We start from the raw sequence: 21,885 nt of genomic DNA on the forward strand, positions 1-21,885 counted from the left end.
CCTGAGCCTAGGGGATGGTTTGATCAAGCAGAACCTCCACTCCGGGGACGATCCGCTGGATCAGGTCCCCTTCGGGCTGGGGGGTATTGGTCACGACATGAATACTGGCCGAGGTCGCTATGTCCTTTTTGGCGGCAAGCAGTGCAGTGCGGGCGTTTTCGCGCCAGTTTAGTGTGCGCCCGGTGCCGAGTGCGGCCAGCCCCGCACGGGCCAGATCGGCCAGTTGGGCCGAGGCTGCCAATGCCGGGGTCAGTCCCGTGTTATGGGCTGCTGCGCGGGCAAAGGCGCTGTCGTTACCGGCCCAGCGGGAGAGTGTATTTTCCAGCTCATGGCGCAGTTCGGTATGGCCCGCAATAAAAGCTTTGGCTTCGGCATTAAAGGTTTCAGCCTCAAAACTGTCCGGGCTGGCAATATCCGCCGGGGTGCCGAGCTGTTGCAAGGTGGCGGTCTGTTTATGCCGGATTTGTAAAAACTCATGATTATGGGCGTAATTACGCACGGGTGAGACCGCCTGAAGCAGCACGGCAGCAGCCTCAGTCTCCCCCGGAGCAAGGCGCTCAAGCATGCGCTGGGTGTTGGCGTGGGCCTCCAGCCCCAGCAGGTCCAGCCGGTCTGCCATAATGGCCAGTCTGGGGTACAGGGTTGTGGCATCGCACTGCTCCGGCGCGGACCAGAACCGCTCGGCCAGTGCTGCTGCCCGTGGCCATATGCGCGCATCCAGCATGTCGGGGGAGACAACCTCGGTCCACAAGGCGGCTTCCGCACCCAGCACATGGGTTTTTTGTGCGTCATTCAGGGGTGGTGGAGGGGCGTCCTCCGCCTTTGTCGGGGTGGTGGGGGGTACTGGCGGGTTGTCGGGCGGGTTGGGGCCGGTGGTCTGGGCTGCTGCCTGTGCTTCTGCTGCGTCCTTACGCATGTCCAGCGGGTCTGTGGTGTAGTAAGCGCTCGCGGGGAGCAGGCGGTCCAGATAATAGGGGCCGGAAATAACCGTGTCATGGCCAGCGGCTGTGGCCTGTGCGGTATGGGCGGGGCCGCGCCAGCTTTCTATAATGGTGTCAGGGGGAATAACGGCTTCCTGTACCTCATCCCAGCCCATAACGGTTTTGCCACGCAGGCGCAGGGCGTGGGCTACGTGGCGGGTGTAATCCGCCTGCAAGGCCGCAACCGAGGCTATGTGGCGCTGCTTCATATACGCGGCAATGTGGGGGGATTGCGCCCATTGCTTTGCCACCACCTCGTCCCCCCCGATGTGAAAAACGGGGTCGGGGAACAGGCTCGCCATTTCTGCGTACACGGCGTTTACAAAGCTGAGTGTAGCCGGGTTGGTGGGGTCCAGGGCTGCGCGGTTGATCTCGGCCCGGTCGGTGGTGTTGAGCGGGGCGTTGGCCGCATAGCGCGGGTATGCCAGCAGCATGGCGTAGCTGTGGCCGGGTGTATCAAACTCGGGCACCACACGGATACCCCTGTCCGCAGCCTCGCGCACAAGCTGGCGAACCTGCTCCTGCGTGTAATACTGCCCATGGCTGCCAAGTGTGTGCAGGCGCGGGAAAACCCTGCTCTCCACCCTGAAGGCGGCACCATCGGACAGGTGGATGTGTAGCACGTTCAGCTTGACCATTTCCATGGCGTCCAGCTGGCGCAGCAGGTCGGGCAGGGGCATGAAGTGCCTGCTGGTATCCAGCATAAGCCCACGCCAGGCAAAGCGCGGGGTATCCTCAATATGGGCCTGTGCCAGCACGGGGCCATCGCGCTCCTGCCGTACAAGCTGGCTCAGGCTGGTCAGGCCATGCAGCACTCCGGCCACCCCTTGTGCATTCAGGGTTATGCCGGTGGGGGCAACATCCAGCGTATAGCCCTCACGCATGGTGGGGCTGGGGAATGTGATGTCCTTGGGGGTGTTGATGTTCAGCACAAGCCCACCCGGTGGAGGTGGAGCCTGAGTGAACATAATGGGCCTGCCTGCCAGTATGCAAAGCCGGGTACGCAACCGCTCTACAGCCCGGAGCAATAGCGGGGTTGGCGGGCTGTTCCAGTGTAGGGTCAGGCTTTGGGGCAGGGTAAAGGCAGCCCCTGATGCCTGTAGAACAGCCGGTGCTGGCATGACCAGCGGCAGGCTTACGTTATTGCGCACAAAAGCCAGTTGGGGCGTGCCGGGGGATGCGTCCAGCGCATTTTGCGCCATGGCCACACAGGGTGTGCCCCCTGCCAGGGCAAGGCCACACAGGAGCAGTGTTCTGGCCGGGATGGATTTGAAAAAGTGAGCAATCATGGCTGTGTGTTTTGCACCGAAAGTGAGGTTGCAAGCCTGTGCACCCATGCCGGGCCGACCTCCCAGCCTGCCAGCTGGGCTGCACGCAGGGCGGCGCCACCCAGTGGGGGCAGGGCGGGAGGGGTTGCGGGCTGGCCCAGCAGTGTGCTCACACGCGCACGGACGACCGCGCTGGTCATCACACTCCCGCCATAGCTCCACGGCAGGCCTTTCAGGGGCTGTTCAGCCGGAGGGCTGGTGGGTGCAGCCGGGGGGGGCAGCACAAGGCTGCGGCAGGCCGTATGCGCCAGGTCGGCCAGATGCGCAGCCGCCGCATGCAGTATGGCCAGAGCACGGGGGTCATGCGTCTGGGCCAGTGCATGGACTATGGGGGCTACATCCCCAATGGCAGAGCGTGGGTGGGGGCGGGTGCGCAGCCACTCGCGCAAGGCGTCGGCGGCATTGGGGCCGTGGCTGGGCAGTTCCAGCGCATGCAGCACGGCGCGTGCAAAGGGCGCAAAGGGTGTTGTGGGGTCGTCCAGAAAACGGGCGGCGTGGTTAAGGGTCTGGCAGCCAATCCAGTAGCCGCCTCCTTCATCCCCAAACAGCCAGCCCCAGCCGCCTGCGCGGGTGGTGTGCCCATCTTGCGTGCACGCCTGCGCTACGGAGCCTGTGCCTGCCAGCACAAAAACTCCCGCCCCTCCGGCAAAGGCAGCCCGGTGGGCGGTCTGCACGTCGTTTTCCAGCTCCAGCGGGATGTCTGGCCCAAGAGCTGCGCGGGCAACGTCCACCTGCTGGTGGGAGGAAGGGCGCGCCCCGTCATACCCGGCCATGCCCAGTACGGCCGCGCACAGGCCGTTATGGGGGAATGCGCGCAGCAGGGCATGTAGGTGTTCGGCCCAGTCTGGCCGGTCATAGGGGTTGCAGCCGGGGCCGGTGGTGTGGGCCAGCAGGCCACCATCCCGCGTGATCAGGGCAACGCGGGTATGGGTGCCTCCGCCATCGAGTGCAAGAAGGGTCTGGGCCGGAGGCATTAATACAGCATCTGTTCGGGCGCGGGGGTGGTGTTATGGACGGCCGGGCCTACGCCACGTGCAGCCTGCACGGCCAGCAGGTCCAGTGCCCGGCGCAGGTGCCCGTCGCACAGGCGGAGCAGCATACGCCCCTGTGCGGGTTCCAGCCCCTGACGCAGCAGGATAGCCAGTTTGATGGACCCATCTGCCTTGAGCAGGGCGGCCTGTGCCTGCGTGTCCGAGCAGTCGGTTAACTGGGTAATCATCCGTAGTGCGCGGTGCACCAGCTTGGTGTTGACAATGCGCATGTCCACCATATGCCCCCGCCATGTATGGCCAAGGCGGATCATGAGTGTGGTGGAAAGCAGGTTGAGGCAGATTTTCTGCGCAGTGCCTGCCTTCATGCGGGTGGAGCCTGCCACGACTTCCGGCCCGGTTTCGGTCAGGATGCCTATGTCGGTTTCGGCCAGCAGGCGGGCTGCGGGGGTGCAGGACAGGCCAATGGTCAGGCTGCCGCAAAAGCGGGCGCTGGCAAGGGCTGCGCAGGTGTAGGGGGTGTTCCCGCTTGCGGCAATGCCGATCACCACATCATCAGCCGTGGGGGTGTGGCTGGTTATGGCGCGCTGGGCTTCGTCCTCATCATCTTCAGCGCCCTCCACGGGGCTGAACAGGGCGGCCTCCCCACCTGCCAGCAGCAGCACCAGCCGCTCCGACGGCCAGCCATAGGTTGGGATCAGTTCCACACCATCCTGCAAGCCAATCCGCCCCGATGTGCCTGCCCCTACGTAAAACAGCCGCCCGCCCCGCTCCAGCCGTGGCACCGCCTGCGCAATGGCGGCCTCTATGTCAGCCAGAGCGGAGCGCACTGCCGCCGTGGCCGCGAGCTGGCTTTCCAGCAGGCTTTCCAGCACGGTGGCGGTGGGCCATGTGTCCAGTCCGTCATAACGCGGGTCCTGCATTTCCGTGCGGGGGGGCTGGTTTGGTGTGTGTTGAGTCGTCATGATTTTGGCCTCCGGTTGCGGGCGGGCAGGGGGTACCGACTAAGGTGCATGATATGGAGCAGGCCGGCTAGCCCGAATAGGAGAATCACGCCCAGTACGATCAGCCACGCAAAGGCAAGGGGGTGCCCGTTGGGGCGCAGGGCCAGCATGGCCCAGACCATGCACGGCACGCTTAATGCAAAGGCAGGTGCCAGTGTGCGTGCCTGCACACGGGGCATGGCCATGCCCGCAACAAACGTGCCCAGCATGGGGCCATACCCGCACGCGGCAATGGACAGGCCAAGCAGAATGGCGGACTGGCTGGCATGGGCAAACAGCCCCGCACATGCCACCAGCGCGCAGGCCCACACCACGCTAACCAGCCGGGCAAAGCCCAGCGCGGAGCAGCGCAGCCTGCGTGCGGCACGCGCGCATAGGGGGGCAAAATCCCCCACGCTGGCGGCGGTCATGGCTGACAGCGTAGCCGAGAGTGAGCCCATGGTGGCGGCCAGAATACCCGCCAGCATAAGCCCGCGCAGGCCCGGTGGCAGGTCGTGCACAATATATGCGGGAAAAATGGCATCCGGGCTGGCATAGCCCGCCTGCGCAAGTGTGAGCCCGCCATTGCGTGCCCAGAGCAGCACGCCCGTCAGGCTGAGCAGGGCAAACAGCACACCCACCCCCAGCGCGCTGCCCATAAGGGCCAGCCGCGCATCCCGCAGGCTACGTGCGGCCAGCACACGCTGGACCATCAGCTGGTCGGTACCGTGGGATGCAACCGAGAGCAAAGCCCCCCCGGCAAGGGCGGCAAGGGGTGTAAACGGGCTGTTCAGCAACGGGGCGCCATGGGCAAACAGGTGCAGCCGTCCTGCCTGTTGCAGGCTGTGCCATGTGCCCGCGGGAGCGCCATGCCAGAGCAGCAGCGCGCAGGCTGTCGCCCCGAACAGGTACAGACCGAACTGGATACTGTCTGACCAGACCACTGCGCGCAGGCCGCCACAAACAGTGTAGAACAGGGTCAGCAGCATAATGCCCCCCAGCAGCACGGGCTGGGGCAGGTGTATGTGCAGGGCTGCCAGCATGGTGGCCAAAGGGAGCATGCCCGCAAACAGGCGCACGGCCTCTGCCAGCAGGCGGGTGGTCAGGAATGTGGCAGAGGCCAGCCGCTGCATGGTGGGGCCAAAGCGCTGGCCCAGCCAGTCATAGGCGCTGAGCATGTGCCCCTGCTGGTAAAGGGGCAGGAACCACCACGCAACAATGGCCCGGCCCACAAGGTAGCCAAGGGCCAGCCCCACAAAAACCATGCCCGCCCCATAGGCAATGCCCGGCACGCTGATGACGGTCAGGGTAGAGGTTTCGGTTGCAACAAGGGACAGGCACAGCGCCCACCATGGCAGGTCCCTGTGCCCTTCTAGGTACGCGGTGGGGGAGGACTGGCGACCCGCCAGCATAAGGGCCACAACCGGCATGGCTGCCAGATAGGCCAGCATGACCAGCAGATCGGTAAGGCTCATGGTGTGGTCCTGTTCATGCCGTGGGGCAGGGCTGGGGGAACGCCATACCGGGCGGGCCAGCCCGTGTGCGGGGTAAGGCTGGTATGGCGCACACGAACTTTAGGAACAGCCCGCACGGGCAGCAAGCCTCTATTCCCGTGCCCCGCGTGGCGGGCCGGCCCGGGGGAGGCGCTCGCCCGAGTGTGACAGGCCGGGGGCTTGGCGCAGCAGGCTTGCCAGCGGTAGTCTGGGCGGCAGGTAGTGCCCCGGTGCGGGGTGGCTGGTGCACCGCACCGGTTGGAGGCAGAAAGGAACCGTTATGACCAGCAGTTGCAGTTCTGGCGGGTGTGGCCCCCGTGCCCCCCTGACCCCCGAACAGGAGCAGATTCTGCTCGGCCATGGCACGGAATACCCCGGCTCCAGCCCCCTGAACGGGGAAAAACGCCCCGGCACCTACCATTGCGCGGCATGCGGTACGCTGCTGTTTTCCTCCACCACCAAGTATGAGAGCGGGAGCGGGTGGCCATCCTTCTGGGCGGCAGAGCCGCAGGGCGTTGCCACCCGGCGTGATACAAGCCACGGCATGGTCAGGGAGGAAGCCCACTGCGCGCAGTGCGAGGGCCATCTGGGCCATGTCTTTAACGACGGGCCACCCCCGACCGGGCTGCGTTACTGCATGAACGGGCTTGCGCTGGACTTCCGGCCCAGTGCTACGGGCAGCGCCGGGTAAACACACAACCCCGGTGTGGCGGGGCGCGCAGGTGTGTGCTCAGCCCGGAACCTGTTGCGGGGCCGGGGCAGTCTGCCTCCCCCCTACGGCGTTGAGGAAAAAAGACCATGCTTCGTTAAAAAAAGCATCGCGCTCTTCCTCGGTCTTGAGCGGATCAAGGCCAAAAAGGCTGTCTTCCATTGGCCAGCCGGTAACCATGCCGGTCAGCAGGCGGGCCGTGGTATCCGTGGCATGGCCGGGGTTGATCTGGCCTTTCTGCTCCGCAGCTTTGAGCAGGCGCACAAAATTATTATGGAAAGGCTGGCCAATGGCCGCCACCGCCTGCTGTTGCAGGGATGGGTGGCGGTGCCCGTCGGCTATGAGAATCCGGTACGTGCCCAGCGCATCGGGGCGGAGGGTCAAATCCAGCATCAGGCGGCTGATGTGGCGCAGCTCCTCCAGCGGGTTGGTCAGGGGGGTCTGTTCCATGGCCCGCAGTACCGAGCCGGTCAGGTTGGTGACCACTGCTATGAACAGCGCTTCCTTGGAGGAATAGCGACGGTAGATTGTCTGTTTGCTGGCGCACGCCTTGCGGGCGATCTGGTCGATGGAGGTGCCCGCATAGCCATGCTGCACAAACAGGCCCGCCGCTATTTCCAGCAGATACTGGTCAAGGTCTTCCGTAACATCGGTCGTGGGTCGCCCACAGCGCCGTTTACGCCCCTGCAGGCAAGGGTTTGCCATGTCCAGAGGACGGGTGGCAAAGGTAAGGGCCTTGCTCAGGTAACCTTTGGGTGAACGGGGGGCTGGGGGCTCAGACAACGATTATCCGCTTTGTGTTAGCTGGTGTAGGGGAAGGGGTAGGGAAACACATCTGCAATGTGGCGGTTTTATACCCGTGTCGTGTTTTTATTTCGAGGTCTTTCCGTGCGACGCAAGAATGTGTTGCAAGAAAAGGGGGTGTTGCGGCAGCTCTTTTCCGCCACACACAAAGCACACATACCATGTGGCGCACGATCATGTCAGGAAATAACCCCAGTGGAACAGCAGATGCTTGAGGGCGAACAGGCTCCCGCACCAGACCAGCCCGGCCAGACCAGTGCGTATAAAGGGTTGCCCCCCACCCCCATGGCAGATGCGGCAGGGACCGCCAGCGCGGAGCAGATAGCCGTTCTGGCCCTGAACGTGCAAAAGCTGGGGCGTATTCTGCGCCGCTTTTACCAGCTTGCCATTGCCGTGGTGGCGGCCCTGTGTGTGGGGCTGTTCATTTATGCGGGTGGGGCCGTGGTTATGGTGGTGTTTGCCGCAGCCCTTGTGGCGGTGGTCCTGCATGGTGCCGCGCGGTTGATCTGCCGGGTGCTGCCCATGCGGCAGTGGGTGGCGGTTGTGCTGTTCCTTGCCGGGCTTGTGGGGGGTGTTTCGTTTGTTGTGCATGTGTCCGGCCCCGAGCTGGTCACCCAGCTTTCCCATCTGTACGCAGCCCTGACCCATGAGCGCGATGCCCTGCATGCCGCACTGGACAAAAACCCGATCGGGCATTCGGTGCTCAACCACATTCCCCGCTTTTTTGGTGGCAACCAGACATCCGGCCCCCTTGGGTCGGAGGGAGCTGGCGGAATAGATTTTGCAGGCTCCATGACCAACGTGCTGACCTCCACCTTCGGGTCGGCAGGTACGCTGGTGGTTATTGTGATTGCGGGGGTGTATTTTGCGCTCTCCCCCCACCTGTATGCCAATGGTCTGCTGCGGCTGGTGCCCACGCGCTACCGTGGCACCGCGCGTGAGCTGATCCGCACAACAGCCCATGTGCTCTCTGCCTGGGTTGCGGGGCAGCTGCTGGATATGACCGTTGTGGGCGTGCTGACATGGGTTGGCCTGTCCCTGCTGGGTATGCCGCTTGCTTTCCCGCTTGGGCTGGTTGCGGGTACGGCCAACTTCATTCCCTATCTGGGTACGTTTATCGGGGCAGTGCCTGCCTTGCTGATCGCCCTGTCCATCAGCCCGCGTGAAGCCCTTATGGTGGCGGGGCTGTATGCCTTTATTCAGGCGTTTGAAGGGTATGTGATGTCCCCCTTCATTCAGAAAAGGGCGGTCAGTATGCCGCCTGCGCTGACCATTCTTTCCCAGACCATATTTGGCGCTTTTCTGGGGATGTGGGGCTTTGCTTTTGCCTCCCCCATTACGGCCGTGCTGCTGGCGGTGATCGACCACCTGACCGCCCCCCTGCCGGAAGAAGAACAGGTCTGACAGAGCGCATTTTTGGCATAAAAGGGTAAAAAACAGGACAAAACAGGCACGATCTGCGTTTTTGGGGGTGGTTTTCCCGCTTGTGTGCATGCACATTCCCCACAACAAGAATATCCGCTTGAAGGAAGCACGGGATGTCCAGCCCAGCCGACGACTTTCAGAAATACCGGCACCTCAGCCCGTTTGAACTCAAGGACCAGCTTATCCGGCTGGCCTCGGGGCGGGCACAGCGGGCCATGCTGGATGCAGGGCGCGGCAACCCCAACTTTCTGGCGACCCTGCCCCGGCAGGGCTTTTTTCAGCTTGGCATGTTTGCCGCAGCCGATTCTGCGCTCACCTTCTCCTATATGGCCGAAGGGGTGGGGGGTATGCCCCGCCGTGCAGGAATAGAAGCCCGGTTTGAGGCATTTCTGGCAGCCAACAAGGATGTGCCCGGCGTGGCCTTCCTGCGCCGTGCCCTGTCCTATGTGCGTGACCAGATGGGCCTGCCAGCCGATGCGTTCCTGCTCGAAGCCACGGCCGGCATTCTGGGGTGTGACTACCCGACCCCACCCCGCATGCTCCGCTATGCCGAGCAGGTGGTGCGCCACTACCTGCTGCACGAAATGGCAGGCGGCACCATGCCCGAAAGCACGACAGACCTGTTTGCGCTGGAAGGGGGAACGGCTGCCATCAGCTATATTTTTGCCTCCCTGCGGGAGAACGGGCTGATCCGGCCGGGGGACAAGGCCGCCATTGGCATGCCGGTCTTTACCCCGTACGTGGAAATCCCGGAACTGCGGGACTACCAGTTGCAGGAAGTGGCTATTAATGCCGACCCCGAGGCCGGGTGGCAGTACCCGCCAGAAGAACTGGACAAACTGCTTGATCCCTCGGTCAAGATTTTTCTGGTGGTTAACCCCAGCAACCCGCCATCGGTCCGTATGAGCGATGCAGGGCTTGCCCGCATTGCCGAAATTGTCAAAAAACGCCCGGACCTGATTATTGTCACCGATGATGTGTACGGCACTTTTGCCGATGATTTCCGGTCCATTTACGCCATTTGCCCGTACAATACGGTGCTGGTTTATTCTTTCTCCAAGTATTTCGGTTCCACGGGCTGGCGGCTTGGTGTTGTGGCCATGCACCAGAACAACGTGCTGGATCACGCACTGGCAGCCCTACCCGAAGCCGAAAAACAGGAGCTGGACAAGCGCTACGCCTCGCTCACCCCCGACGTGCGTGGCCTGAAGTTTATTGACCGGCTGGTGGCCGATAGCCGCACAGTGGCCCTTAACCACACGGCGGGCCTGTCCACCCCCCAGCAGGTGCAGATGGTGCTGTTTGCCCTGTTTGCCCTTATGGATGGGCGGGATGCGTATAAAAACGCGCTCAAACGCCTGCTACACCGGCGTGAGCTGGCTCTGTACCGCGATCTGGGCGTAAAAGCGCCGGATGATGATGGCAGCACCCACTATTATACGCTGATTGATCTGGCCAATGTGGTCACGCAGCTTTATGGCCGCCGCTTTGCCCGGTGGTTGATGACCAAGGTGGACTACCAGACCATCCTGTTCCGCATTGCGGAGGAAACAGGCGTGGTGCTGCTGCCCGGTGATGGCTTTGCCGTTAAACGCCCATCGGCCCGGGCCTCGCTCGCCAATCTTAACGAGTACCAGTATGCAGCCATAGGTACGGCCCTGCGGCGCATGGCGGATGAATATTATGCCCGCTACTGCGCGGAAAAAGGGGTTAAGGCCGTAGCCCCCGCACCTGCGGCACACTAAAGCCGGGCAAAGGCCGGGGTAGGGGTAAGCCCTGCTCCAGCCTGCCCGGTATTGCCCCGCATGGCCTGCGCGGGGCTGGTTGCGTGGGGGCGCTAGCCCCTGCAGCCGTCAGTCGTTTTTGCCAAAAACCGGGCGGGTGGTTTCAAACAGGAACCATGTGCGGCGCTCTGTTTCATCAATCCAGTTTTCCAGCAGGCTGGCGGTGGCAACATCGTGGGCATCATCACAGATTTCATGCACCGCGCGCAGGCGTTTGGTCAGGGTCAGGTTGTCTTCGCGCAGTTCGGCCAGCATGTCCTCGGGGGTGACGTACAGGGCGTCGTTATCCAGAATGGCCGTTTTGCGGCTGATTTCCCCAACGGAGTGTAGCGTGGTGCCGCCAATCTTGCGTGCGCGCTCGGCCAGAGGGTCGGTCATGGCAAAAATCTGCTGGCTCTGTTCGTCCAGTAGCAGGTGGTAATCGCGGAAGTGGCGGCCACTCATATGCCAGTGGAAGTTCTTGGTTTTGATGTAAAGGGCGAACACATCCGCCAGCACCTCGGCCAGACCTGCGGCCACAGCCTTGACCTTTTCGGCCTTCAGGTCTGTGGGCGTGCCAAGATATTCGTTGATGTGACGTTCTGAAGCATTGGGTTTGGTCATGGGAATGCCAGCCTTTCCAATAAATGTCAGTCTGCGGTGCGGGGTGTTCCCCCACCGCTGCATCCAACGTGGAAAGTGCATGGGCAGATACAACCCCATGCGGGCAAAGACTCCACCCCTCACACGAACGTGACAAAACGGGGTGCGCGTATTGCCAGAGCGTAGTCTGCTACAGCCTGTGCGCAGGTCGGGCGGCTAAACCTCGCTTTTAAGCGGGCGGCTGAGCAGGTTGTGGGTGGCCTGTTGCAGGGTTATCTGCCCTTCCATAAAGGCGGCAATGCAGTCGGTTATGGGGGTTTCCACCCCATGGGTGCGGGCAAGCCTTTGCAGGGCGGCAGCCGTTGTTACCCCCTCGGCCACGCCGGGCAGGCTTTGCAGGGCGGTTTGCGTGTTCATGCCCTGCCCAAGGGCAAGCCCCATCTGATAATTGCGCGAGGATGCACCCGTGCAGGTCAGGAGCAGATCCCCCAGCCCCGCAAGGCCCGCCAGCGTTGCCGCCTGCCCGCCAAGGGCTGTAGCCAGCCGGGTTATTTCGGCCAGTCCGCGGGTAATCAGGGCTGCGCGTGCGTTTTCGCCCAGACCTGCGCCTATGGTCACGCCCGAGGCTACGGCAATTACATTTTTGGCTGCAGCTCCAAGCTGCACCCCCACACAGTCCGTGCTGGCGTAAAGGCGGAACAGGGGGGTGGAAAGTAGGGTGCTCAGGCTTTGCGCGCGTGCGGCGTCCGGGGCAGCCAGCACGGCGGCTGCGGGCAGGCCTGCTGCAATCTCGCGCGCAAAATTGGGGCCGCACAGCACAGCGCCGGGGACATCTGCCCGCTCCCGCGCGAGAATATCCAGCGGAAAAGCCAGTGTCTGGCGTTCTATGCCCTTGCAGCACAAAATGGCGGCAACACCAGTGGGCAGCAGGGGCAGAACAGAGGCCAGATACTGCGTGGGCACGGCAACCAGCACGCAGCGCGGCGTAACTGGTGGCAATGCGGAGCAGGGGTGAACGGTAGGGGGGAGCGGGTAGTCCGGCAGGCGCGGCATGGCCCCATTGGGTAGGGTTTGCGCGTTGCGTGCCCACAGGTGCACCTGTGCTCCGGTGCGGGCAGCATGCAGGGCCAGTGCAGTGCCCCAGGCACCGCCGCCAAGTACAAAAACAGGATCGCTCATGCCTGCATCGGTGCCAGAAGCCAGAGGAGTGTGCAAGCGGGGTAAAAGGGCAGGAATAAGCCCGGCTGGCGTGTGCTCAGGCAGAAGCAGCCATGGCCACGCTCTGCTGGCGGGCGGCGTGGGCGGCCAGTTCAGCCTGCTGCATGTGCCTCATTTTGGCTTCGCGCAGCAGGCACACAACGCCTTTAACGCAGTTGCCGCACTGGGCCTTGCACCCGCGGGCGGCATAAATCTCACGCGGGTGGTTTGCACCATCGGCCACGGCGGCTTCAACATCTTTATGAGTCAGTAGGTTGCAGGAGCAGACAACCATTACTTTGCACCTCATGGTTACGAGTCTGACCTCACTCAACCATAAATGAGAATTAGTCGCAATACTTTCCGTGCGCTGCACTCCTCATTTGCCCCAAAAAGTGATTGCAGGGGACCGTGCCCCTGCCGTGCTGCCACAAAGGGCGGGCTAGTGCGGGAGGGGGAAGGCCCGGTCATACGCCATGTTGAAGACAAAAGCGTACACCAGATAAAACAGGGCAAGGGAGAGGGAGAGCGAGAACGTCTCCATCAGCGGGGCATGGGTGTACAGGGCAATCCCCGGCACAAGGGCCACCTGCAACCCGGCCTCGAACAGTAGGGTATGCACCAGCCGCCCGCGCATGGTTTTGTGCGTGGTGCGGTAAAGATGGGTCATCACCCGGTCAAAAATCAGGTTGTACAGGTAGTTCCACACCATGGCGGTTATGGCGCTGCCAAGGCCAATAACGCCCATGGAGGATTCGTGCAGGCCAAACAGGGCGCTACCAGCGGGAATGGTAATGGAGAGCGCAATAAGCTCGAACAGCAGAACATGGCGCAGGCGGTCCATGCCCGAACGCATGGGAACCACAGGAGGTGCGGGTAGCCCTGCCGCGCGCATGGCCGGGGGCTGGCTGGAAGAGTAAGTTGACATGGCGGCAATCTATCGAGCCTGATAGGAAAGAAAAGATGGAACCTATCGGAAAAACAGATGGATGAACGTTTCTCTCGAACAGCTTGAAGCCTTTGTGGCCACGGTGGATGCCGGGTCTTTTTCCGCGGCAGCGCGTGCGCTGGGGCGTGCCCAGTCGGCCATTAGTACGCACGTGGCCAACCTGGAGGTGGACCTTGGGGTTGTCCTGTTTGTGCGCACAGGGCGCACCCCCGTACTGAGCGTGGATGGCGAACGCCTGCTGCGTGAGGCCCGCGTGGTGCTGGAACGGCGTGAGCACCTGATTGGTGTTGCCCGCTCGCTGGAAAGCGGGGTGGAGAACAAGCTGGTTGTCGCCATAGACGAACTATACCCCGAGCATGCCCTTGGCCCGGTTTTTGCGGAATTTGCACAGGTTTTTCCGCATGTGGAAATGGAAATCCTGTTTCCACTCATGGAGGATGTCGGCCAGTTGGTGCGTGATGGTGCCGCCCAGCTTGGGGTTATGTGGCAGCAGCACCGCATGCCGCCCGAACTTGCCTTCCGCACCATCGGGCGGGTGCCGCTCAAGCTGGTGTGCGGGCGCAACCACCCGCTGGCACAGGGGGGCCCCGTAGCGTGGGAGGAGCTTAAACGCTACCGCCAGATTCTGGTCGCGGCCCGTGGGCAGGAGCGCGAGCGGCATTACCTGCGGCTGGCGGGGGAAGTCTGGTGGGTGGAAAGCCACTGGGTCATTCTGGAACTGGTGCGCCACGGCATAGGCTGGGCCTTTGTATCCGACCATGTTCTGGCGGCATCGCCCGCCGCACCGGACATTGTGGTGCTGGAGCAACAATTTGATGCAGGCAACCGTCTGGTGCCCCTTGCCGTGGTCTGGCACGCCAAGGGTTCCCACGGGGTTGCCGCGCGGTGGCTTTTGCAACGATTTTTTAAAAAAGAAGGGAATTTTTAAAATCGACCGCCGGATTTCCGCGGTCGGTTCCCGGTCGTGTCAGGTTGTTGACATATGTGTGCAATTTTTGTGTTGAAAAGGCAACAGTAACGACTATGATACGAAAATCCTGAAGGAAAACGAGAGAAAAACAGGTCTGCATGTCCCTTCTTAGCCCCCGCAAATCATGGCTTGGCCTGCTTCTTGGCAGTGCGGCCTTTTTTTCAGCAGCCACCGTTCAGGCCGCCGAACCCGTCCTGCAAACCGAGCAGAGCGACGTGGTCACCCTAAAACCTTACAGCCCCCACACCATTTTGGTGGAAGACGCGGTTTACACCCATAACAAGGATGGCCGTGTAGATGTGGTGGACGCCGATCGTGGCGTATTGCTGGGTATGGTGCAGGCTGCCTACAACCCCAACATGGTGCTCAGCCCCGATGCCAGCCACTTTTATGTGGGTGAAACCACATGGGAACGCGGCAACCGTGGCGCACGGAACGACCTTCTGGCCGAATACGATTCCCAGACACTCAAGCTGACTGCGGATGAAAAACTGCCGTCCCGCGCACTGGTGACCCCCAAGCGGAACGACATGGCCATCAGCGCCGATGGCGCACGGGTTTACGTGTACCAGATGAGCCCCGCCAACGCGGTGCAGGTGGTGGACACAAAGGAACACAAAGTTACCCATACGGTGGAAATTCCCGGCTGTGCCCTTGCATACGCGTGGGGCAATGCCGGTTTTTCCTCCCTGTGTGGTGATGGTACTCTGAGCAATGTCAGTGTCGAGGCAGATGGCAAGGCCAGTGTAACCCACAGCGCTGCGTTCTTTGAACCCGACAAAGACGGCATTTTTGAACAGAGCCCCAGTGTCGCCAAAGACGGTTCTACGTATTTCATCAGCTATAGCGGCAAGGTTTACCCAACCACCCTGTCTGCCAACAGTGTTGTGCAGCCTGCATGGTCCTTGCAGGAAGGGGCCGGTCTCAAGCCCGGGTCCGATGCTACGGCACCGTTTGAAGTCACCTGGCGTCCGGGTGGGTGGCAGATGTCCGCCCTGCATAAAGACACGCACGAGCTGTATGTGCTCATGCACCGTGGCACGTTCTGGACCCACAAGGATTCCGGGACAGAAGTCTGGGTGTACAACACGGACACGCACAAGCGTATCCGCCGTATGCCGCTCAAGGTAGCCAGCACCATGGTCGGCGTGACGCAGGATGCAAGCCCGCTGATGTTTACTGCGGATGAAGATGGCAACTTCTTTATCTCCGACGCCCGCACCGGCAAGCTGCTGCGGACCATGAAAGGGCTTGGTACGTCTTTGATTTTCACGGTTGCGCCGGGTGAAGGATGAGCCTGCAGGCTTCGCCCTTTCTGGCACCCGTATGGTGCGTTGAGACAGGGCAACTGGTAGCGGCTTTGTGTGCAGGTGGTATTGGCGCCCTGTTTATGGTGGCTGGTATTGCCAAACTGCGTGCGCATGACACGTTTTTGGGCACACTTGCTGCTTACCGCCTGTTGCCCGCATGGTCGTACGAAAGTGCGGCCTGGGCACTGGCTGTAGCCGAAATCGGGGTCGCTGTTTTGCTGTTTTCCGGTATTGGGGCAGGTGTTGGCAGCATTGCTGCGGCGGTGCTGCTGGTTGTGTTTGCCTGCGCCATGGGCGTGAATGTGCTGCGCGGCCGTACGGACCTGTCGTGTGGGTGCACGCCGGGGGTGGCTGGTCAAAAGCTCTCCTGGGCAGTTGTGCTGCGCACTCTGGCCTGTGCCGTGCTGGCTCTTGTGCCCTGCATGGGCCTTACCTTTGGGTATGGGGTTGCTCCCGTACTGTGGGGGCAGGGTGTTGTAGGGGGCGTGTGCCTGTATCTGCTGTGGCAGGCCATGCAGGTATTGCCACCGGTGCATGTGCCCGGGTCCGGCATGCAGGAGCACGGCGCATGATTATGCTGTTGTGCCTCTGGCAGGCTGTTCTGGTTGTTCTGGTGCTTGTGCTGGCCGTTGTGCTGGTTGCACTGGCCCGCCAGATTGGTGTGCTGCACGAGCGGCTGGCACCGCTGGGTAACCAGGAGGTCAAGCCCGGTCTGGACGTGGGGCAGGTGGTCCCGCGCCTGATCCTGCATACGCTGGATGGCCAGCCCTTTACCGTGGGGGATGTTCTTCCCGCAGGTCGCAGGCAGCTTTTGCTGTTTGTGGCGGCGGAGTGCCCCGTGTGCAAGCGCGTCTCCCCCATTGCGCGCCAGATTGCTGCCGAGCGTGGGCTGGACCTTGTGTTTGTAGGGGACGGCCCCGAACCCGAACTTAAAGCCATGCAGCTGGCCCGGCCAGAAATGCAGGGTGTTCCACTTATAACCGGGGTTGAACTGGCTCTGGTTCTTCAAATCAACCGTATGCCAGCGGTGGTACTGCTTGATGAGCGCGGCACCATACTGGCCAAAGACCTAGTTAATACGCGGCGGCAGATTGAAGGGGTGTTGGATGGCGTGGCCCCCACACACTCCGCAGCGCCAGCCGATACAGGAGCGAATGCGCATGTTGCCTTCTGAACACACTCAAAAAACGGAACAGGATGTCTCCCTGTTCGACCGTATGACCGAATCCGTGCTGCGCCGCTTTGCGGGGCGTACGTCCCGCCGTGGTGTGGTGGCCCGTCTGGGCGGGCTTGCGGCTGCCGTGCCGCTGTTCCCGCTGCTGCCGGTCAGCCGTGCTTCGGCAGCAACGCCTGCTGCGGGCAAGGCTGCTTCCAAGGCGCCAACGCCTTTTGGCACCAAGGCACAGGTCAAGGATGCCAATGCGTGCGATTACTGGCGTTATTGCGCCATTGACGGCAACCTGTGCACGTCCTGCGGTGGTGGGGTTCATAGCTGCCCGCCCGGTACGGCTCCGTCCCCCACATCATGGATTGGGAGCTGCTACAACCCGCAGGATGGTAATTCCTACATGATTGCCTACCGTGACTGCTGTGGCCAGGATTCGTGTAACGAAGTAACCTGCCTTGGCACGGACGGGGACCAGCCCTCCTACCGCCCCATGGCCAATAACGACATCATCTGGTGCTTCGGCACGGGTACGTCGGAAATGTACAACTGCTCCACCGCCGCCGTGATCGGGAAAGCTTCCTGAGCATGCGCATGGCGTTGTTGCGTTGTGTTCTGCCTGCCTGCGTTGCGGTGCTGGCCATTATGGCCGGTACCGCGCGTGCCCATGCGGTGCCAGATGCCGTGCCGGGTGCGACAACCCTGAGCCATACGCAGTCTGTTTATGTTTCGCATTGTGGTGGATGCCACGGGATTGAGGGCATATCCGGCCCGACCTTTGTGCCCATGCTGCGTAACACGGTAGGCAGTTTTGCCTGCACGGAGGAGGGGCGGTCTTATCTGGTGCGTGTGCCAGGTGTGTCCATGTCCCTGATCCGCGATGACCAGACTCTGGCGGATGTCATGAACTTTGTGCTGATCACACTGGGGGGGACCAGCACGCCGCCCAACTTCAAGCCCTACACGGCAGCGGAAGTGCACACATGGCGTGCGCACCCGCTCTCGGGGCCGGACTTCATGAGCCTGCGTGCGCATGTGCTCGAACGTTCGCTTGCGGCCTGCGCGCATACACCCGGCAAAGGGTGAGTGCGGCGTGCTCCTTGTGGCGGTGCGGCAACAAGGAGCAGGCGCAGCTTGTGGCAGGTCTGGCGGGTGACATGAAAACTTAAAGTGACTTTTGGTCACGCCTTATCCAGCCTGTATCCGGTGCAAACTGTCATACTCACCCGCCCGGCGGGTTTTACTGAATAATTTGGTTCTGATCTGTGGAGCAAAAAAAGTATGTTTCTTCGCCGCCCTTTGCCCGTTGGGATGTGGCTGACCATGCAACTGGCGGCGCTGCCCGCCATGGCGCAGGAAAAAATAATTCCCGGTGATTCCGCCCGCCCTCTGGTGCTGGAAGAAACCCCTGCGGAAAAAGCACAGGCGGACAAGGAAGAGGTTAATCTTAAAACCTCCAAGAACCATACATGGTTTGATGATCTGGAAGGCCACCTTGTGGTCGAAGCCGGCGTAAACGGCAACCCGTGGACCCACACAGGCCGGAACTGGGCACAGTCCTACGTGGACCGCGCCAACACGGCTACACTGAACCAGATTACGGGCACACTCTCCCACCCCACGACCGACATTGGCGGGGGCTATGGCATCGGGTTTGTGTTCGAAGTGCTGTACGGTTCGGACGCCCGCTTTAACCCGACCATTGGCATGGGCGATGGTAACCTGACAGGCATGTACCAGTGGGCGCCAACACAGGCCCATATTGATGCGCATCTCCCCTGGCTGAGCAAGGGCGGCATAGACCTGCAGATAGGCCAGCAATACGGTATTCAGGGTTTTGAGGGCACGGACGCACTGGAACGCCCCTTTTATTCCTATAACTATTCATCCGATTACATTGTACCATTTGAAACCGTGGGTGTGCTGGCCACATGGCATATGACCGACACGGTTGCATGGGTTCTGGGTGTTAATGCGGGTAACTCCACCACGTTTGGCGGTGCCAAAAACAACAAGCGGCCCAAAGGCTATTTTGGCGTGCAGCTTACAGGCCTTGCTGACGGCAATCTGGATGTGGCGGCCATTGCCTACCTTGGCCCGCAGCAGAGCGTGTATGCCATTGGCAATGTAGCCAACCAGAAAATGGAATATGTTGGCGATATTCTGGCTACGTACAAACTGAACGACACCACGTCCATCACGCTCAATGGTACCTATTACCATGACGACTATTTGCAGGATGACGTGTACGGCGTGACCACCTATTTTGCGCATGATTTCTCCCCCTCGCTGACCTTTAACGCACGTGGTGAAATCTTCCGGGACAATAACGGACAGGTTGTAGGTGCCAACACCTCCACCATGTCCTACGTGAACGAGCTGCGCGGGCGGAGCTACCCCTACGATCAGGCACCGGGCACCACGTATGGGGAACTGACCGTGGGCGTGACCTACCGGCCGGAGTTCCTCAAACTGCCGCGCGGCAGCTTTTCTCTTCGCCCCGAAGTGCGGCTGGACAAGTCGCTCAATGGCACCCGTCCGTTCAACCGTGTTTCTCCCACGGATGATCCGAACGTCAATTTTGCCAATAACGGCACCAACAACATGTTCTGGTTCAGCTGCGATGCCATCTGGTCTTACTGATACGCCGCTAAAGGGCGGGAAGGAGCAGGTATGACACAGGCAGGCCTGCAGGCTCTTGTTCTTGCAAATGCCATGTTGGGCCTGCTGCTGTGTGCCGCATTTTTTGTGGCGTACCGCATGGTGCTCAGGCTGCGCAGGCTTTTTCAGGAAATCGCGCCCGTAGGTGCCCTGACAAACGCACGCGGCCCCCAGCCGGGGGACATGGCCCCCGCAGGCTCCTTTGCAACGCTGGATGGGCAGGCCATGGGGCTGGCCGGTGGGGCCATGCCCCGCCTGCTGCTGTTTGTGTCGGCTACCTGCCCGATCTCGCGTAAGGTCATACCCATTGCACGCAGTTTCTGCGCCAAGGAGCAGCTGGAACTGGTTCTGGCGGGGGATGATAACCCAGCCGCACAAACCCTTTTTGCACAGCAGACCGCCACACCACCGGCCCTGTTTATAAACGACCCCGCTCTGGGCCGTGCGCTGGAAGTGGACAAGCTGCCAGCAGCCTTCCTGCTTGACCAGCAGGGGGTGCTGATCGCACGCGGGCTGGTGAACAACCGTGAACATCTGGAAAGCCTGCTCAATGCGTGGGAGAGCGGGTTTGGCACGGTACAGGCCTATATCGCCCATAACCGTAAAGCAGCCCGCACCAGCGCGTAGGGGAGTGCTGGCACACGGCCTTTTGTCGTGTGCCAGCTTACCATGCGTACCCGCCCTGCCTGTTCCTGCCTTGTGAATGGCGGAACCTTCATGCACACAGAAGCGTTGAGGTTAATCCGTGCGGGGGACTGTGCGGGGTCCATCCATACTCAAGGAGAACGCAGGCGTGAGCATTCCTGAACTAACCCTGAACGATGGCCGGAGCTTTCCACTTATAGCTTTTGGTACATACAAATTAAACGGTGCAGCAGGCGTGCAGGGCATGCTCAGTGCGCTTGATGTTGGCTACCGTGCGCTGGACAGCGCGTTTAATTACGAAAACGAAGGGGCCGTGGGCGAGGCCGTGCGTAAAAGCGGGCGTGCGCGCGAGGAACTGAGCATTGCGTCCAAACTGCCCGGCCGCCACCAGAAATATGATGAAGCCCTGACCTGCATTGAGGAATCCCTCTACCGCGCCGGTCTGGATTATTACGACCTGTATTTCATCCATTGGCCCAACCCCAAGCAGGGTTTGTATGTGGAGGCATGGCAGGCGCTGATCGAGGCACAAAAGCGCGGTTATGTGCGTTCTATTGCCGTATGCAACTTTCTGGCCGAACATCTGGACAAGTTGCATGCCGAAACAGGCGTGCTACCCACCATCAACCAGATCGAGCTTTCGCCCTACTTCCCGCAGGACGATATGCGGGCCTACCACCAGAAGCACGGTATTGTGACCGAAGGCTGGAGCCCGATTGGCCGGGGTGGCAAAATCCTGTCTGATGAGCTGATAGCAGGCATTGCCAAACGGCTGGGCAAAACCCCGGCACAGATTGTGCTGCGCTGGCATGTGCAGGTTGGTTCCGTGCCGATCCCCAAGGCATCGCACCGTGAGCGGCAGGTGGAGAACATGTCCGTGTTCGATTTTGAACTGACGGAACAGGACATGAAGGACATTGCCACTCTGGCCCGCCCCGATGGGCGCTCCTTTGGGCAGGACCCCGCGACGTACGAGGAGTTTTAAGGGCGGCTGGGGCATGGATAGCCTCAAACTCGCACAGCTCAGGTTTTTCTGCGCGGTTATGGAGGCAGGCTCGGTTGTGGCTGCCTCCCGCCGCCTGAACTGTGTTGCTTCCAACGTAACGGCCCGGCTGCGGGAGCTGGAGCAGAGTGTTGGCCAGCCCCTGTTCCTGCGTGAAAAAGGGCGGCTGGTTGAAACACCATCTGGCCGGGCATTTTACGCGCAGGCGCGTGAGGTTGTGCAAAAAGCCTCAGCCCTTGAACATTTTTTTAAACCTGATGTGCCGCGTGGTGTGCTCCGGCTTGGGGCGCTGGATGTAGCGTTACAGCATTTTCTGCCCCAGTGCCTTCCATCCTTCATGCAGACATTCCCGGATGTGGAGCTGACCGTGCTCAAGCGCGCGAGCTACACGCTGGAACAGATGCTGATGGAACGCGCAGTGGATCTGGCCCTGACGGATGGCCCAATCCAGCACCCTCTGCTGGAAAGCAGGCTGGTTTTTACGGAATGTTTGCGCCTTGTGGCGCCTGCACAGATTGCATCGCCCGGTGAGATAGACTGGGCAAACACGGATGTTCTTCTGTTCAACTCGGACTGTTTTTACCGCAGTGTGTTCGAGGCATGGATGCAAAAGAACGGTGTTGTACCAAGGCGTGTGCAGACTATTGAATCCTACCACGTTATTTTTGCCTGCGTGCGCGCAGGGCTTGGGGTGTGCTGCTGCCCCGATGTGATGTTGCCCGCAGCCCACACGCACGGGCTGCATGCCATGACCCCGCCAGACCTGCCAGAAGCCCCGGTGTACAGCGTATGGCGGCGTGATGGCGTAACCCCGCTGCTTATGCGGTTTGTGGACTATCTGGGCACCCCAGCGGAATAGGTGTTCATTTTTTGTGAGCCTTTGGCTCACATATCATCACTTTTAAAGT

General features: G+C 61.3%; 22 protein-coding genes. 13 read left to right on the forward strand and 9 right to left on the reverse strand.

Going from position 1 to position 21,885, the window contains the following annotated elements; genetic code table 11:
- Positions 1-7 precede the first annotated feature (7 nt).
- Genes GOB83_RS03270 through GOB83_RS03285 form a run of 4 tightly spaced genes read right to left on the reverse strand, consistent with a single transcriptional unit; the run spans position 8 to position 5,755 of the window.
- Positions 8-2,269: a beta-N-acetylhexosaminidase gene (locus GOB83_RS03270; protein WP_242005717.1), complete on the reverse strand. Its 2,262-nt coding sequence runs from the start codon at positions 2,267-2,269 to the stop codon at positions 8-10.
- The gene (locus GOB83_RS03275) at positions 2,266-3,282 is read right to left on the reverse strand and encodes an N-acetylglucosamine kinase (RefSeq protein WP_165925233.1); all 1,017 of its coding nucleotides are present in this window, start codon (positions 3,280-3,282) and stop codon (positions 2,266-2,268) included. Before GOB83_RS03275 ends, GOB83_RS03270 begins: the two co-directional genes overlap by 4 nt.
- On the reverse strand, positions 3,282-4,262 hold the full coding sequence (locus tag GOB83_RS03280; protein WP_165925234.1) for an N-acetylmuramic acid 6-phosphate etherase: 981 nt from the start codon (positions 4,260-4,262) through the stop codon (positions 3,282-3,284). Before GOB83_RS03280 ends, GOB83_RS03275 begins: the two co-directional genes overlap by 1 nt.
- Complete coding sequence (locus GOB83_RS03285; protein ID WP_165925235.1) at positions 4,259-5,755, reverse strand: sodium:solute symporter; 1,497 nt, start codon at positions 5,753-5,755, stop codon at positions 4,259-4,261. The genes GOB83_RS03280 and GOB83_RS03285 overlap by 4 nt, the downstream gene beginning before the upstream one ends.
- Positions 5,756-6,053: 298 nt before the next feature.
- Between GOB83_RS03285 and msrB the strand changes: the two genes are divergently transcribed.
- Complete coding sequence (gene msrB, locus GOB83_RS03290) at positions 6,054-6,464, forward strand: peptide-methionine (R)-S-oxide reductase MsrB (protein ID WP_095349966.1); 411 nt, start codon at positions 6,054-6,056, stop codon at positions 6,462-6,464.
- Between the two features lie 39 nt (positions 6,465-6,503).
- On the opposite strand, the gene GOB83_RS03295 is transcribed toward msrB, so the two are convergent.
- Positions 6,504-7,265 carry a TetR/AcrR family transcriptional regulator gene (locus tag GOB83_RS03295; RefSeq protein WP_086646566.1) on the reverse strand — a complete coding sequence of 254 codons (762 nt, stop codon included), beginning with the start codon at positions 7,263-7,265 and terminating at the stop codon, positions 6,504-6,506.
- A 216-nt stretch (positions 7,266-7,481) separates the two neighbouring features.
- Here GOB83_RS03295 and GOB83_RS03300 point away from each other — a divergent pair, with 216 nt between their 5' ends.
- Positions 7,482-8,690, forward strand: coding sequence for an AI-2E family transporter (locus GOB83_RS03300; protein ID WP_233129132.1), 1,209 nt, complete (start codon positions 7,482-7,484; stop codon positions 8,688-8,690).
- A 134-nt stretch (positions 8,691-8,824) separates the two neighbouring features.
- Positions 8,825-10,456: a bifunctional aspartate transaminase/aspartate 4-decarboxylase gene (locus GOB83_RS03305; RefSeq protein ID WP_086646567.1), complete on the forward strand. Its 1,632-nt coding sequence runs from the start codon at positions 8,825-8,827 to the stop codon at positions 10,454-10,456.
- Between the two features lie 108 nt (positions 10,457-10,564).
- On the opposite strand, the gene GOB83_RS03310 is transcribed toward GOB83_RS03305, so the two are convergent.
- The 4 genes from GOB83_RS03310 to GOB83_RS03325 form a co-directional block, all read right to left on the reverse strand.
- On the reverse strand, positions 10,565-11,098 hold the full coding sequence (locus tag GOB83_RS03310; RefSeq protein WP_165925236.1) for a Dps family protein: 534 nt from the start codon (positions 11,096-11,098) through the stop codon (positions 10,565-10,567).
- 195 nt (positions 11,099-11,293) lie between these two features.
- Positions 11,294-12,256 (reverse strand): NAD(P)H-dependent glycerol-3-phosphate dehydrogenase, encoded by a 963-nt coding sequence (locus GOB83_RS03315; RefSeq protein WP_165925237.1) that lies wholly within the window; start codon positions 12,254-12,256, stop codon positions 11,294-11,296.
- A 76-nt stretch (positions 12,257-12,332) separates the two neighbouring features.
- Positions 12,333-12,569, reverse strand: coding sequence for a (2Fe-2S)-binding protein (locus tag GOB83_RS03320; protein ID WP_086646664.1), 237 nt, complete (start codon positions 12,567-12,569; stop codon positions 12,333-12,335).
- Between the two features lie 147 nt (positions 12,570-12,716).
- Positions 12,717-13,202, reverse strand: a complete 486-nt coding sequence (locus tag GOB83_RS03325) for a PACE efflux transporter (protein WP_242005718.1) — start codon at positions 13,200-13,202, stop codon at positions 12,717-12,719.
- Between the two features lie 61 nt (positions 13,203-13,263).
- Between GOB83_RS03325 and GOB83_RS03330 the strand changes: the two genes are divergently transcribed.
- From GOB83_RS03330 to GOB83_RS03375, 10 genes are all read left to right on the forward strand, one after another.
- On the forward strand, positions 13,264-14,151 hold the full coding sequence (locus GOB83_RS03330; RefSeq protein ID WP_086646569.1) for a LysR family transcriptional regulator: 888 nt from the start codon (positions 13,264-13,266) through the stop codon (positions 14,149-14,151).
- Between the two features lie 140 nt (positions 14,152-14,291).
- Positions 14,292-15,488, forward strand: coding sequence for an amine dehydrogenase large subunit (locus tag GOB83_RS03335; RefSeq protein WP_086646570.1), 1,197 nt, complete (start codon positions 14,292-14,294; stop codon positions 15,486-15,488).
- Positions 15,485-16,075: a MauE/DoxX family redox-associated membrane protein gene (locus GOB83_RS03340; RefSeq protein WP_165925238.1), complete on the forward strand. Its 591-nt coding sequence runs from the start codon at positions 15,485-15,487 to the stop codon at positions 16,073-16,075. The genes GOB83_RS03335 and GOB83_RS03340 overlap by 4 nt, the downstream gene beginning before the upstream one ends.
- On the forward strand, positions 16,072-16,677 hold the full coding sequence (locus tag GOB83_RS03345) for a redoxin family protein (protein ID WP_158093044.1): 606 nt from the start codon (positions 16,072-16,074) through the stop codon (positions 16,675-16,677). The genes GOB83_RS03340 and GOB83_RS03345 overlap by 4 nt, the downstream gene beginning before the upstream one ends.
- Complete coding sequence (gene mauA / locus GOB83_RS03350; RefSeq protein WP_086646666.1) at positions 16,664-17,254, forward strand: methylamine dehydrogenase (amicyanin) small subunit; 591 nt, start codon at positions 16,664-16,666, stop codon at positions 17,252-17,254. Before GOB83_RS03345 ends, mauA begins: the two co-directional genes overlap by 14 nt.
- Positions 17,255-17,262: 8 nt before the next feature.
- The gene (locus GOB83_RS03355; protein WP_233129134.1) at positions 17,263-17,754 is read left to right on the forward strand and encodes a c-type cytochrome; all 492 of its coding nucleotides are present in this window, start codon (positions 17,263-17,265) and stop codon (positions 17,752-17,754) included.
- Between the two features lie 195 nt (positions 17,755-17,949).
- A complete protein-coding gene (locus GOB83_RS03360) occupies positions 17,950-19,311 on the forward strand; it encodes an outer membrane beta-barrel protein (RefSeq protein WP_086646573.1) in 1,362 nt (453 codons plus the stop codon).
- Positions 19,312-19,341: 30 nt separating this feature from the next.
- Complete coding sequence (locus GOB83_RS03365) at positions 19,342-19,956, forward strand: thioredoxin domain-containing protein (protein WP_242005719.1); 615 nt, start codon at positions 19,342-19,344, stop codon at positions 19,954-19,956.
- A gap of 166 nt (positions 19,957-20,122) precedes the next feature.
- The gene (locus GOB83_RS03370) at positions 20,123-20,959 is read left to right on the forward strand and encodes an aldo/keto reductase (RefSeq protein ID WP_086646574.1); all 837 of its coding nucleotides are present in this window, start codon (positions 20,123-20,125) and stop codon (positions 20,957-20,959) included.
- Positions 20,960-20,972: 13 nt separating this feature from the next.
- Positions 20,973-21,836, forward strand: a complete 864-nt coding sequence (locus GOB83_RS03375; RefSeq protein ID WP_165925239.1) for a LysR family transcriptional regulator — start codon at positions 20,973-20,975, stop codon at positions 21,834-21,836.
- Positions 21,837-21,885 lie beyond the last annotated feature (49 nt).

It is taken from the genome of Acetobacter fabarum, assembly GCF_011516925.1.
Taxonomy (GTDB): Bacteria; Pseudomonadota; Alphaproteobacteria; order Acetobacterales; family Acetobacteraceae; genus Acetobacter; species Acetobacter fabarum.

Coding starts and splice junctions, on each gene's coding strand:
- msrB (WP_095349966.1), top strand. CDS start 6,054: ATGACCAGCAGTTGCAGTTCTGGCGGGTGTGGCCCCCGTGCCCCCCTG.
- GOB83_RS03375 (WP_165925239.1), top strand. CDS start 20,973: ATGGATAGCCTCAAACTCGCACAGCTCAGGTTTTTCTGCGCGGTTATG.
- GOB83_RS03285 (WP_165925235.1), bottom strand. CDS start 5,755: ATGAGCCTTACCGATCTGCTGGTCATGCTGGCCTATCTGGCAGCCATG.
- GOB83_RS03330 (WP_086646569.1), top strand. CDS start 13,264: ATGAACGTTTCTCTCGAACAGCTTGAAGCCTTTGTGGCCACGGTGGAT.
- GOB83_RS03340 (WP_165925238.1), top strand. CDS start 15,485: ATGAGCCTGCAGGCTTCGCCCTTTCTGGCACCCGTATGGTGCGTTGAG.
- GOB83_RS03360 (WP_086646573.1), top strand. CDS start 17,950: ATGTTTCTTCGCCGCCCTTTGCCCGTTGGGATGTGGCTGACCATGCAA.
- GOB83_RS03310 (WP_165925236.1), bottom strand. CDS start 11,098: ATGACCAAACCCAATGCTTCAGAACGTCACATCAACGAATATCTTGGC.
- GOB83_RS03315 (WP_165925237.1), bottom strand. CDS start 12,256: ATGAGCGATCCTGTTTTTGTACTTGGCGGCGGTGCCTGGGGCACTGCA.
- GOB83_RS03305 (WP_086646567.1), top strand. CDS start 8,825: ATGTCCAGCCCAGCCGACGACTTTCAGAAATACCGGCACCTCAGCCCG.
- GOB83_RS03280 (WP_165925234.1), bottom strand. CDS start 4,262: ATGACGACTCAACACACACCAAACCAGCCCCCCCGCACGGAAATGCAG.
- mauA (WP_086646666.1), top strand. CDS start 16,664: ATGTTGCCTTCTGAACACACTCAAAAAACGGAACAGGATGTCTCCCTG.
- GOB83_RS03325 (WP_242005718.1), bottom strand. CDS start 13,202: ATGTCAACTTACTCTTCCAGCCAGCCCCCGGCCATGCGCGCGGCAGGG.
- GOB83_RS03275 (WP_165925233.1), bottom strand. CDS start 3,282: ATGCCTCCGGCCCAGACCCTTCTTGCACTCGATGGCGGAGGCACCCAT.
- GOB83_RS03355 (WP_233129134.1), top strand. CDS start 17,263: ATGGCGTTGTTGCGTTGTGTTCTGCCTGCCTGCGTTGCGGTGCTGGCC.
- GOB83_RS03345 (WP_158093044.1), top strand. CDS start 16,072: ATGATTATGCTGTTGTGCCTCTGGCAGGCTGTTCTGGTTGTTCTGGTG.
- GOB83_RS03365 (WP_242005719.1), top strand. CDS start 19,342: ATGACACAGGCAGGCCTGCAGGCTCTTGTTCTTGCAAATGCCATGTTG.
- GOB83_RS03270 (WP_242005717.1), bottom strand. CDS start 2,269: ATGATTGCTCACTTTTTCAAATCCATCCCGGCCAGAACACTGCTCCTG.
- GOB83_RS03320 (WP_086646664.1), bottom strand. CDS start 12,569: ATGGTTGTCTGCTCCTGCAACCTACTGACTCATAAAGATGTTGAAGCC.
- GOB83_RS03335 (WP_086646570.1), top strand. CDS start 14,292: ATGTCCCTTCTTAGCCCCCGCAAATCATGGCTTGGCCTGCTTCTTGGC.